A 12,857-nucleotide genomic window follows, 5' to 3' on the forward strand; every position below is an offset into this window, starting at 1 on the left:
AGCAAACCATGAACTACGATCGATCTCACTTCCAAAAATACTGGCTTTTTTACTCGGTACTTCGAGTTTTTACCCGTACAAGTTTTCCGGCACGGAACCCTCTAACTTTTGTATTCGAGGTGTCGAACTTTTGATTCGCCTTGCTTTACTCGGGTTGTCGGACATGACAGTTGCGCGGCAAATTTTCGCCACCTTGGATGTTGGTCTGCTGCCTCAAATGCAACAGCAGAGGGTTGAAGCACCAAACCGGGAGAATCGGATCTTGCAAAGACCTTCCCGATTGTAGCCTTTCTCACAAAAAATGGAAGTTGTTTTCCATTGTTGGTCAAGAACTAGGAAAACTCTGTCAGCTTAGCTTGACAATACTAACTTATGTCCGGCTCTGCTAAATCCTGAGAACGGCCCGCAAAAACTTTGGCACGATCGAACGGCGCTGTTTTCTGCGTATATCTGGGTGAACGGCTGCGGCGTAGTTGGCCAGACAGTTAGCAGACAATTTTTGAGTTGCCCAAATTGGAACCAATACAATCCGTGTAGATACACCCATCATTACCCTGTTTCCCTGAATTGAATCATACGCAATCTGCGATTGAATAAAGCTCGTAGCTTTAGTTTTAAGCCGGCAACTCTGGATTAGAGACCGACTCTGACCCCCAATGAAGCGTTGCGGGTTGAGTAATGCAACAGGGGCTTTCATTGTTAAGTTAGCTCAAATCTCAGAAATTGGGTTTAATTTTGATGTTAAATCACATTAAGTTCTTAACGTCACATTCTTATTTAAGCAGTTCTACACGAGTTTGTCGCGTCAGTGGCCAAAACCACCAGGATAAATTCTACTGAGAGTTAACGCGCCGCGCAACTCTCGGCTGCGGATTTCTCTATTTTTTTTTGCTTTCGGTTCGCACTTGCGCGATCGCACATACTCACAAACAACACAATTTGCCATCTCCCGGAAGTATAACTTCATGATTCCTTTAAATATATCGTGACAGTATGAAGATCCGATAAAGCCCCTCAATCAATTTTAGGTAGCATTCCCGAATTGTCTTGATAATTTCAAGCAGACGAAACAAAAGCCACAGCGGGCGTTGCTGCAACAGTCGGCCGACGATAACTCTGCCAGGGAAGAAAAATTTACCCAGTTAGCGATGTGCTTGTTATTGTTAGAGAAGGCATAAGCTGCTGGATGCACTTAAAGCAGTGGAACGGTAGGACGTTGGTGCGATGCTCAAAATTTTGTTATTATTTACAGCGTGTCATCAGAAAGCACAGAGCCTTGCTTTATCCTCTACTCGGGTTTAAATTGTGTGGCTTGACCTTTAGGGGATGAAGCTATCAAGAAAAATTTCAGATCCGTGTCTATATAGACAACCCAACGAAGGTTTATTAGAAAGAATTCACCTTCTTGAGAGAAAGATTTAGTAATTAATCTGGCCGATATTACGATCTCTTTATAGCGCCTGTTTGTAGTCAGGACTTCAGTTTTTTGTATATTTGTGAATAAGCACTAAAGTCCTGACTGCGAACTTAATGTAACCGCGAGACAAATTACTGCTGATTCCGCAGGCGAGGGTTCACAAACTCGTTTAATCCTTCCCCCACCAAAGACAGTCCCACCACCATTAAAGTCATCGCCAAACCGGGAAACAAAGCCGTCCACCAAATGCCAGTAGGTAGCGCATCTAAAGCTAAACGCAAGTCGTGTCCCCATTCGGGAGTTGCTTCGGGAAGCCCTAATCCGAGAAATCCCAAACCTCCTAATGTTAATATTGCATCGGCAGCGTTGAGCGCAAACAGCACAGGTACGCTCTGAATCACATTCAGAAACAGGTAGCGCGAAAGCACTGTCCAAGTGTCAGCACCCATTGCTCGCGCGGCTTCGACAAATAATTCTGTTTTGACGCTGACGGTGTGATTCCTGACGACGCGGTAGTATTGAGGGATGTAGGAAATGCTCAGGGCGATCGCAGCATTCAAAACTCCTTTTCCCACTACAAATGCTAGCGTCAAAGAAAGCAGCAGCCCCGGCAAAGTATAAATTGTATCCATTAAAAATAACAACACTCGATCGAGCTTACCGCCCAAATAACCGCTAACCAAACCCAGCGGCACACCGATAAACAAACTCAAAGCAGTGGCTAAAATCACCACTTGCCAAGCCGCGCGAGAAGCAAACAGCGTGCGGGAAAACACATCGTAGCCGCTGCGGCTAGTACCAAACCAATAATTCGCCGACGGCGGTTCGTGGATGGGGTTAATCAAAGCCTCGGTAGGATTTTGCAGCCATCCCCAAGCTTGCATAGCTGGAGACAAGATGGCTACCAATACAAACACGGCAGTTATTGTCAAACCTGCCCACATCATTTTCATTGACAGGCTTGAGGGCGAGGCACTGTTGAGAAATCGCGGTAGTCGGAGGCGGCTTTGAGCCATAATGACGATCGACCTATATAAGACTTTTCGATTTTAGTAGCACTCAGGCGAAAAAACCCGGAACAGTCAAAAATCCTCTTTCTCATTCGCCCAACACTCGCGACAAACCGGGTTTTTTCGCGCGGTGCGGCTAAAAAAAAATTGGTTTATCCCCTGCACGGGACTAGCGGGCAGGGGAGAAACCGGGTTTTTGGCAGGCGGGACGCAAGTCGAGTTTAGGTTAAATCTCTCTTGGCAAACCTCAAATCTAAAATCGATCGAACTCCTACAAATTACTGGCAATTAACTCGCGGTACTGGCTTTTCGGCTTGACTCCTTTGAGCTCCGCCACCAAATCTTTGTCTTTGAAATACTGAATCGTCGGCGTACCAATCACGCCAGCATTTTCAGCAATTTCTGGATCTTCTTCGATGTCAATTTCCACGTAGTGGATTTTGCCCTCGAACTCATCTACTACTTTGCTCAAAATCGGCTTGAGGCTGTGGCAAGGGCCGCAACTCGGAGAGGCATATTTAACCACAATCAGTCGATCGCTATCGTGGAACAACTTCCGCAAAGCATAACCTCCTTCGTGGCGCGTGTCTTGGATATCAAAGTTCGCGCTGGTTTTGCGTACTTTTTGAGCTTCCGGCGCTGCGACGGGTTGCTCGGATTCCTCGGTTTGGCGGAATTCCTGAGCTAAACCATTGGACGACAGCCACCTTTCTGCCAGCATCGCCCCCATACAACCGCTACCGGCGGCGGTGATGGCTTGGCGAAACTCGTGGTCTTGTACGTCGCCGACGGCGTAAACTCCCTCAACGCTGGTTTCTACCGAACCGTGTTTGGTAACGATATAGCCTACTTCGTCGAGTTCTAACTGACCTTGGAACAGTTGAGTGTTGGGAGTGTGACCGATCGCATAAAACAATCCCTTCACCAGCAAATCGCTCTCGGCGCCGGTCTCGATATTTCTAAGCCTCACCCCGTCCATTTTGCCGCCCGCTTCGCCCAAAATATCCAGTGCTTCGGTGTTCCAGTGCACGGTAATTTTGGGATTGCTCAGCACTCGGTCTTGCATGGCTTTGCTGGCGCGCATTTGATCGCGCCGCACCAGCATATGTACGTGAGAGCCGTATTTTGTCAAATAAATAGATTCTTCCGCTGCGGTGTCGCCTGCGCCGATTACAGCTAAGTCTACTCCTTTAAAAATTGGGGTAGCGCCGTCGCAAATCGCACAGGCAGAAATGCCGTGACTCCAAAATACGTGTTCGCTAGGCAGCCCCAGCCGTTTCGCCGTCGCGCCTGTAGCGATTACTATCGTGTGGGTTTTGATTTCTCTATCTTCCGATCGCACTGTAAACGGGCGCTGGGTCAAATCCACCGAAATTACATCTTCTGTGTATAATTCGGCACCCCAGCGCACTGCTTGAGCTTTCATCCGATCCATGAGTTCCGGCCCGGTGATGCCTTCGGGAAAGCCGGGGAAGTTTTCTACTTCTGTGGTGGTCATCAGTTGACCGCCGGGGACGCCTCCGGCTTGGTAGCCTTCAAAGACTACGGGTTTCAGGTTTGCCCTCCCGGCGTAGATTGCTGCGGTGTAGCCCGCGGGCCCTGAGCCGATAATTACTAGGTTTTCTACGGTTTCGCTGGTCATAGCTATTTACTTAAACTCATAACGACTTCGTTTTACTCATTTTAGCAGGGTTCGATCGAGTTTGGTTTGATGCCATTGTGCGATCGACCATCTGTCTCTATTTTTGAGGGTCGATCGGTCTTCGGGGCAATTCCAACTACTTTAATAAGCAAAAACAATCTAAAAGTCGATTTAGTTTTAAATGTTCGATCTATTTTGACTCCTAAAATCTTAAGAAAGTCTAAAAACGACCAAAATTATTGACTTCATTCTCAATTATTTTACCTATTTACTTGCTTTGAGGCTTGTGGTACGATTTTCACAATCCAGGCGCATTATGACTAATTGAAGTTTTTGATGCTGAAAGCTTTTAAACTCGTCAAACTAACGAACTCTGCAAATGTAATAAGTACAATCGTTTATGCAAAATCTGCATTTTAGGGTTTAAGAATTGTAACGGAGATTTGGGTAAGTTTGACAAAGTACATGATTTGTGGTATAGAAAGTGCGATCGGGGGAAATTCGATCAAGCTTTTTAACCGCAGATGTGGGCGGATTAACGGGGATGAACGCGGATAAAATAGCATTGTGTATTTGTATCTGAATGGATAAAATCAAGATATTGTTTGTGTGCAGTCAGAATAAGTGGAGAAGTTTGACTGCCGAGAAAATATGCGAGAAGGTTAGTGGCTACAGCGTGCGATCGGCAGGAACGGAAAAAGGTGCAAGAATTAGAGTAACTGAGGGTCTTGTCGGTTGGGCAGATTGGATATTTGTGATGGAGAAGAAGCATGGCGATCGACTTCGCAGCAAATTTCCCGAAAGTCTCGAAGGCAAGAAAGTTATTTGCCTGCAAATCCCGGACAACTACGAATATATGGAACCGGAGTTAGTCGAGCTTTTGCAGGCGAAACTGAACCCCTATATGGAAATGCCAGATAACGAGATAAATTTTATGCAGCGAGTTTTGGAACCGGAAGTGATGGATTCCTTGGAAGAGGCGATCGAATACGATTCGATGGACTTTACTGAGGTTAATGCTGCTTTTGCTCAGAGTGCTGCGGCCTTGGGACCGGTTTTTGGAAACGTTTTGGATGCGGGGACGGGTACGGCGAGAATTCCGATCGCCCTTTGTCAACTCCGGCCAGCATGGAAATTGACTTGCATCGATTTGTCGGCAAATATGCTGAAAGTCGGGGCGGAAAATGTGGAAAAGGCGGGCGCGCGATCGCAAATTCATCTCGAATTAATTGATGCTAAGGCAATGCCTTACCCTGACAACTATTTTGACATGGTGATTTCTAACAGCATTATCCACCATTTGCCCGATCCGCTGCCTTTTTTTCAGGAAGTCAAGCGGGTGTTGAAGCCGCAGGGAGCAATTTTTTTGCGGGATTTGCTGCGACCGGAAACACCGGAAATCAGGGATAATTTAGTCAAGCTTTATGCGGGAGATTGCAACGCGCATCAGAAACAGTTATTCAGCGATTCGTTGCAAGCAGCATTTACGCTGGATGAAGTTGAGGAGATGATCCAAAATGCCGGGTTGGATGGGTTGAGGATTTATGAATCTTCAGACAGACACTGGACGGCAGAACGTGCTTGGTGCGAGTCTTTGTAGGCACGGGGCGATCGCCCGATAAAATTTTATACGCAGTATTGCACACGTTCAAGCTAAATACTTGCTCAAATCCGACCAACTGCGGAACCGACCCACGACGCTTCTATTGTCAATTCGGAAGCAGGCGAACAATAATCTAGGAATTCAGACGCTGTTTGTCAGGCATCATCGATTCATGCTTCTTTCCAAAATTGTCTAATCAATTTATTGTTTAGTCAAGATGCTTAAGCACCTTATATAAAAAATGTGCGATCGAGGTTATGCCCAAAAAGCCCGTTCCGCGACCTGAAGATGAAGAGTCGCATTTGAAGAAGCTCAGGGAAGAACTGGAGATGAGTCAGGAAGATTTGGCGCGAGAGCTTGGCGTTTCGTCGCAAACAATCAGTCGTTGGGAGTTGGGGAAGAACGTACCCACGTTGACCGTCAAGCAGATGAAAGCTTTGGAGAAATTGCTGGTCAGCATCGGCAGGTCGATCGGCGACTTGCCAGACAATCTGTGATGGAAACGACTAAACAAGCCCCGGATCAATCCGTGGGGTCGCTTTTTCCCATCTAAAATCTAAAATCCATCGGCATCTAAAATTACTCGATCACGCCCTTTGTCTTTAGCTTGATAAAGCGCGCGGTCTGCCGCTGCAAGTAGATTTTCCTGAGAAGTTGCGGGCTGAGGAAACGTGCTCGCTACCCCCAAACTCAGCGTCACGAAAGAACACACCGCTGAATTAAGGTGTTCGATTTCTAGTTCTTTTACCCAAACTCGAATTTGCTCTGCAATCCAAACAGCTATTTCAGACGAAGTGCGGGGTAAAATTACCGCAAATTCTTCACCTCCGTAACGAGCTACCAGAGTCTCCCCCGAAACTGCGCCTGCTGAGTAATTTACCGCTGCCCAAATAGCTTGGGCTACCTGCTGCAAGCAAGCATCTCCCGCCTGATGTCCGTAAGTATCGTTGTATGTCTTAAAAAAGTCAACATCGCATAAAATCAAAGATAGTTCTGCTGCTGCTTCTCCCAATTCTTGCCATTTTTTTTGTAAGAATTCGTTAAAACAGTGGCGGTTGGCAATCTGAGTTAAGCCATCTAAGTTGGCAAGGCGATACAATTCGGAATTAGCCGCTTTTAATTGAGAATTAGCTGCTTCTAACTCGGATTGCGTGAGCGATAAATTGTAATAAAGTTCGCTCATAGACCAAGTAGCTTCTTGGTGAATTTGGGATAAAGCTACCCACAGTTGATGCACATCTAAAAGTCGGTAAACTTGAGGTTCTAACTGTACAACAATCGGCTCGTAAAGCAATTCCGGTGGTCGCTGCACGGAGCGCTGAGCTGCCATGACAATTAAGGCTACTCCTGGTAAAATCAAAATATCGGTTTGAGATATTTGATACAAGGCTATAATCGGTCTGCAAGCAAATATATCTACTCCGTAAGGGCGGCTCATGCGTTCCATAAATCGCCGGCGCGATATCATCCCTAAAAATTCCCCATTTACGGTCAAGATCACTCCCGGAAGCAGCGGGTGAGATTGAAACAACCGAGCTACTTCTTTGGCGAGATAGGAGGACTCAACCTGAAAATTGAATAGAGCCAGATCCTTAAGAGTAGACTCTAAAGATAAATTTTTGGGTGATTTTTCTGGCGAGTTAGACGGCTCAATAAATTCAACAGACACAGCGCATATCCGAATAAACAATAAACCAGCAACAAAGCTAGTGTCAGCTATTAAATTATATAATTATTTATTTATTACCAGTGACCGTATTTTTTACTAGACTATTTATTTAAGCTGCGTTAGTTTCTGCCGTGCCTGCATTGCATTGATTCGTCCTCACTTAATTATAGATTTATTGAATTATTACTCTATTTTTGACTCTGGTTTTTTGCGCCGTAAAAAAAACAGTTTCTGCACGAGTCCTCAACTCATTCGCGGCGCACAAAAACTAAAAAAACCAGGTTTTTAAACCGGGGTCGAGGCTGTAACGAGGTTTCGCGTAAAAAAAACGCGGTGTCTGCCCCCGTCCTCAACTCAAAACTCAAAACTCAAAACTCCCTCACCACCCCCAAGTTCCTGGCCCTCCCTTAAACGGGCCGACAATATCTTTGGTAATCCAGCCGCCGTAAAAATCCCCTGGTTGAGATTGCACTAATTCCCCGTCCACATAACAGGCATCCATCTTGCTCGGATAAAAAGCCACATAATCTTTAATAGCTGCAAAAACCTGATTGGGATTGGGATAAAACCAAGCCGCATTTACTACTTCTTTCGACTCTACCGTCACAGTGTAATAACCGGCTTGTCCCTTCCACTCGCACCAAGAACCCCGTAAAGTTTTGTGCAAATATTCCATTTTGATGTCATCGGGGCAGATATAGTAGGCAGGAGGGTGACTTGTCTCCAATACCCGCTGAGGACAGCGCGTGTCGGCGATCGTCACTCCATTAAAAATTATCTGTACGTGTTTGGTCGATTCCTCAAGCCGAGGGGGACGCGGGTAATCCCAAACAGACTCTTCACCAGGGCCGGGCTCTATTCGATCGAAGTTCATTTGCACTATCTCCCCTGCAAAAACAACACTTAGCGACTTAGCATTACAATTTAATGTACCCTTAATCGAGTCGCTGCTTCAGAGCAAACCAGCTTTTCTCAACTCTTCGTAATATGAGTATTCGCGGTATAGATGTTTCCGACTACCAGCCCAATATCAATTGGCAAGCAGTTGCCCGGGATGGTATTGCCTTCAGTTTTGTCAAATCGACCGAGGGTGCAACGTTCGTTGCCCAAAGTTTCGCTCGCAATTGGGCTGCTATGAAAGCGGCGGGGATTCAACGCGGTGCTTACCACTTTTTTCGACCTGCAAGCAGCATTCAAGGACAAATAGATTTGTTCTTGAAAACTGTAAAACTCGAAGCGGGGGATTTGCCGCCAGTCTTGGATGTGGAAACTACAGGCGGTTTGAGTGTGGAGCAATTGTGCGATCGAGCAGCAATTTGGTTAGAAGCAGTCGAAAAAGCCACCTTGATGCGGCCGATTATCTACACGTACCCCGGTTTCTGGGACAACCTGGGGACAAAACGGTTTGCGGATTACCCGCTGTGGATTGCTCACTATACCACTGCTGAAGAACCTTGGGTTCCCGGCGGCTGGAAAACTTGGACTTTTTGGCAGTACAGCGACACCGGCAGCGTCTCCGGCGTCTCGGGCAATGTAGACACCAATATTTATGAAAGCGTCCGAGAAGGCGCCGTAAGTTATAAAGTTGCAGACATCCAGAGGGAATTAAGAATTAAAGGTTTCTATCAAGGCGCGATGGACGGTAAATTTGGAGCCACCACCACAGCGGCGCTCATCTCGTTTCAGAAATCTCAAAGTCTCAATCCAGACGGCATTGCAAGTCTCAAAACCTGGGCCGCTTTGATGCGAAAATCTCCCAAAGTAGTTGTCCCCCCTCCAGCCCCGACACCCGTGCCGCAGCCGACTCCCGCTCCCATATCAGGCGTGCGGCTGACTCAGGTATTCTCGTCTTATAAAGCTAGCGCTAGCCAAGATACTGCCTTAATTTGGCTGCAAAGTCAGGTTCCTACCTCTGTTTTAGGGGAATTTGCTCAAAAATGGCGGGCAACTCCCTTACCTCAAGACAGTAATTTGCGATTGATAGATGTGGGCAAATTTTATCGCGGTTTAGCACAACAAGACCAAGCTTTAGATTGGCTGCAAAAACAAATTTCTCCGGCTATTATTACCGAGTTTGCACAAAAATGGCGCTCTCAATCTATTGTCACTAATTCTCCGATTCGGCTGATAGATGCGTGCAAATTTTATCGGGCCGCACCCCAGCAAAACCAGGCTTTAGATTGGCTGGAAGGGCGAATTTCGCCGGCAATTCTATCGGACTTTTTTCGCAGGTGGCAGGATGCCAATCGATTATAGATTATAGATCTAAGATTTTATATTTTAGATTTACTCTACAGATGAATCTTGGGGTTTGAGATTGATTTGAGATGGGAAATCTACTCTAAAGAGGGAGGATATCATATTTGTAAAAACACTTCTTTTGGCTCGTTCCTTCTTCCTCTTTTCTTCTGCCTCCTGTCTCCAATTTCTAGCTTGGCTGAAAAAGTGAGATGCTCGATCTAAAGATGAGTCTGGGGGCGATCGATTTGAGATGTGAGCTTTTTGATTGGAGATTGGCTCCACAGATGAATCTGGGGTTGAAAGGCTCTATAATGGAAAAGCTGGCAAATCTTGCTATTTGAGAGTTGAGATTGACTCCCCATCAAAATTAGTCAACTCCTCTTCCTCTGTTCCTCTTCCTCTGTGCCCGCCTCCTCATCGGACTCTCGAACATATCTCGAACATAACAGACAATCTATCGCTTAGTTACAGCTTACTGCCATCTTTGACTCCAAGAGAATTATCTGATAAAGTTAGAGCCAATATCAAGGTTTTTTAATCTTATTAGCAAAAATCCAGGGCCGTGCCGAGTTGGTAAGCTGCGCCAAAAATAGCGCCTGCACTCCAATTACCCGCGATCGAACATTTAAAACTCAGCGGGCAGCCTGTAACAATTATATCTATGGAAATCCCCTTTAACATCACCATGTTGATGGTCATGACCGTCATCTGTGGCATCAGCGCTCAAGTTCTCGCCGCCTATCTGAAAGTTCCGGCGATCGTCTTTTTGCTGTTGTTTGGAATTTTAGCAGGTCCAGACTGCTTGGGAGTGCTGCACCCGAATCTGCTGGGCAGCGGTTTGGAAGTTATGGTATCGCTTTGCGTAGCGTTAATTCTGTTTGAAGGCGGCTTGAATTTGGAATTGCGAGATTTAGGAAAACTTTCCGGCAGCATCCGCAATTTAGTTACCGTAGGCACTTTAATTACGCTAATTGGCGGCGGAATGGCCGCACACTGGTTGGGGGAATTTCCCTGGCCGATCGCATTTTTGTATGCTTCTCTAGTAGTCGTCACAGGCCCGACAGTAATCGGCCCTTTGCTCAAACAAGTATCCGTTGACAAACAAGTCGCCGCCTTGCTAGAAGCAGAAGGCGTTTTAATCGATCCTGTCGGGGCAATTCTGGCAGTATTGGTGCTGAATATTATTTTGAACGGCAATCCTGATTTGCTGGTTTTGTTCCGAGATTTAATCGTGCGGCTTTTCGTTGGCGCAGTCGTCGGAGTTGCGGGAGGTTGGCTGCTGGGATTCATTCTCAAGCGATCGCAATTTCTCTCCGAAGACCTCAAAAACTTAGTAGTTTTAGCCGGTTTGTGGGGATTTTTCGGCTTAGCAGAAGAAATCCGCAGCGAATCGGGACTGATGGCAACAGTCCTCTCCGGCATCGTCCTCCGAGCCGCTGCTGTGCCGGAAGAAAGGCTGCTGAGGAGGTTTAAAGGTCAACTGACAGTCCTGGCTATTTCGATGCTGTTCGTGCTGCTGGCAGCCGATTTATCCCTCGCTAGTGTGGTCGCCCTCGGTTGGGGAAGTTTGTTTACAGTTTTAGCTTTAATGTGGGTAGTGCGGCCAATCAACGTTTGGCTGTGTACTTGGAACAGCGGACTGAATTGGCGGCAGAAATTATTTGTTTGTTGGGTAGCGCCGAGGGGAATTGTCTCAGCGTCGATCGCATCTTTATTTGCAATTTTGCTCACCCAGCGCGGAATCAACGGCGGCGACTCGATTAAAGCCTTAGTTTTCCTAACAATTATTATGACAGTTTTCGTCCAGGGACTAACAGCCGGAGCGATCGCTCAACTGTTGGGCATCACCTCAAAATCCGCAACCGGTGCTGCAATTGTAGGGTCAAATCCTTTGAGCAGATTAATTGCTCGCTTGTTTCAAGAACGCGGAGAATCTGTAGCAATTATTGACACCGACCCGGAAGCTTGTGCACAAGCAGAACGAGAAGGTTTGCGGGTGTTTTTGAGCAGTGCTCTCGACCACAGCGTGTTAGAAGAAGCGGGACTGGAATCGATGGGAACTTTTTTGGCAATGACTAACAACGGCGAGGTAAACTTAGTGTTAGCTCAGCGAGCGGCCGAAGAGTTTGCACCGCCGAGGGTTTTGGCAATATTCCCCAAAGATCCGCAAGCAAATACGCCGGCAAATCAGACTAAAATCAATCAAGCTTTTGTCTCCGATTTGTCGCTGAAGGATTGGAACGAATATTTGAGCGACGGCGAAGTGAAATTGGGTGAAACTGAGTTAAAAAGTGAGGGATTGCAGTTTCAGATTGCTCACTTACAAGCTTTGGTTCAAGCCGGGGAGTTAGCGCCGCTGCTACTCGAAAGGCAAGGATACTTGCAAGTAGTGTCGGCGACCCAGATTTGGCAAGCAGGCGATCGAATTATTTATTTGCTGTACGATCCGACACCGAAATTGTTGAAAAGATTGTCGGGTTCGTCTCAGTCTCGTTTGACTTTGGAAAAGCATCAGGTAGTAGAGGAAGTGCCGATTCCTTCTCCGGTTTTAGAGCCGGTTTTGGAGGAAACGGAAATAGCAAAGGATGCTGAAATTTTGCAGCCGCCAGTTGCGCGATAGGAGCAGTATCCTCGATCGATCGCTCTAATTTGGTTCAAGCGATCGCGGCTTTGCTTTCATCGGTCGACATAAAAATATTGCTCAAATTTTCTGCTGACATCAGGTAAATTGACCAGACTATAGCCGTGTTCAATTTATACTAATTCTCCAAACTCTTGCAACTATCATGAGTGTTCAGTTTCCTCAACCCTGTTTGTAAGATTTGGAGTTTAGACTAAACGGTGCTTCACGCACCCAAGCCGCTCAATCATGTAAGACAGACAAATGAGCTGCGTTGAGTGCGAATTCCGTTTCCTTGGTTCGTCTACCGTTTGACGGACAGGGTAAAATAGCTTGCCAAAAAAACTGCCTGCGATTGATTCAACAGGCAGCACCTTGACAGAAAATTGAGAATTCACCCTGGGGGGGTGACAACCCCGTTAGAAGCTAGACAAGGTAAGGCGTTGACCTACTTGTGGTAAAAAAAGATAGGCCCGTTCAAAGTACCGACGACCTATCACAAATTATGTTACCTATATTTTATCAGACGCATCTCCAGCAACACTTAACTCGTACTCAGTTTTTAGTATTAAGTATCCTGCTCAATCTACTGCAATCGGAAAGACAAGTTAAGTTGGAGCAATTAGCGCGAGTGTTTCCCTACCCGATTACCGCC

At 46.4% G+C, this 12,857-nt stretch carries 10 protein-coding genes; 4 read left to right on the plus strand and 6 right to left on the minus strand.

Annotated elements, in window-relative coordinates; genetic code table 11:
* Positions 1–385: 385 nt before the first annotated feature.
* From QUB33_RS10590 to trxB, 4 genes are all read right to left on the minus strand, one after another.
* On the minus strand, positions 386–550 hold the full coding sequence (locus QUB33_RS10590) for a hypothetical protein (protein WP_223300711.1): 165 nt from the start codon (positions 548–550) through the stop codon (positions 386–388).
* Between the two features lie 255 nt (positions 551–805).
* A complete protein-coding gene (locus tag QUB33_RS10595; RefSeq protein WP_333217588.1) occupies positions 806–967 on the minus strand; it encodes a hypothetical protein in 162 nt (53 codons plus the stop codon).
* Positions 968–1,548: 581 nt separating this feature from the next.
* Positions 1,549–2,433, minus strand: a complete 885-nt coding sequence (locus tag QUB33_RS10600) for an ABC transporter permease (RefSeq protein WP_190660478.1) — start codon at positions 2,431–2,433, stop codon at positions 1,549–1,551.
* A gap of 265 nt (positions 2,434–2,698) precedes the next feature.
* Positions 2,699–4,069, minus strand: coding sequence for a thioredoxin-disulfide reductase (gene trxB, locus QUB33_RS10605; protein ID WP_333350137.1), 1,371 nt, complete (start codon positions 4,067–4,069; stop codon positions 2,699–2,701).
* Positions 4,070–4,652: 583 nt separating this feature from the next.
* Between trxB and QUB33_RS10610 the strand changes: the two genes are divergently transcribed.
* Together QUB33_RS10610 and QUB33_RS10615 are read left to right on the plus strand one after the other, a co-directional pair.
* Positions 4,653–5,669 (plus strand): methyltransferase domain-containing protein, encoded by a 1,017-nt coding sequence (locus tag QUB33_RS10610; protein ID WP_333350139.1) that lies wholly within the window; start codon positions 4,653–4,655, stop codon positions 5,667–5,669.
* Positions 5,670–5,929: 260 nt separating this feature from the next.
* The gene (locus tag QUB33_RS10615; RefSeq protein WP_333350141.1) at positions 5,930–6,169 is read left to right on the plus strand and encodes a helix-turn-helix transcriptional regulator; all 240 of its coding nucleotides are present in this window, start codon (positions 5,930–5,932) and stop codon (positions 6,167–6,169) included.
* Positions 6,170–6,228: 59 nt separating this feature from the next.
* On the opposite strand, the gene QUB33_RS10620 is transcribed toward QUB33_RS10615, so the two are convergent.
* Together QUB33_RS10620 and QUB33_RS10625 are read right to left on the minus strand one after the other, a co-directional pair.
* Positions 6,229–7,341: a diguanylate cyclase domain-containing protein gene (locus tag QUB33_RS10620; RefSeq protein ID WP_333350143.1), complete on the minus strand. Its 1,113-nt coding sequence runs from the start codon at positions 7,339–7,341 to the stop codon at positions 6,229–6,231.
* A gap of 379 nt (positions 7,342–7,720) precedes the next feature.
* Complete coding sequence (locus QUB33_RS10625; protein WP_333350145.1) at positions 7,721–8,215, minus strand: DUF427 domain-containing protein; 495 nt, start codon at positions 8,213–8,215, stop codon at positions 7,721–7,723.
* Positions 8,216–8,328: 113 nt separating this feature from the next.
* Between QUB33_RS10625 and QUB33_RS10630 the strand changes: the two genes are divergently transcribed.
* Together QUB33_RS10630 and QUB33_RS10635 are read left to right on the plus strand one after the other, a co-directional pair.
* Entirely contained in the window at positions 8,329–9,597 is a 1,269-nt protein-coding gene (locus QUB33_RS10630; protein WP_333350147.1) for a GH25 family lysozyme, read from the plus strand.
* A gap of 646 nt (positions 9,598–10,243) precedes the next feature.
* The gene (locus QUB33_RS10635) at positions 10,244–12,202 is read left to right on the plus strand and encodes a cation:proton antiporter domain-containing protein (RefSeq protein WP_333350149.1); all 1,959 of its coding nucleotides are present in this window, start codon (positions 10,244–10,246) and stop codon (positions 12,200–12,202) included.
* The last annotated feature ends 655 nt before the right edge of the window (positions 12,203–12,857 follow it).

This window comes from Microcoleus sp. B3-A4 (assembly GCF_036705385.1).
Taxonomy (GTDB): Bacteria; Cyanobacteriota; Cyanobacteriia; order Cyanobacteriales; family Microcoleaceae; genus Microcoleus.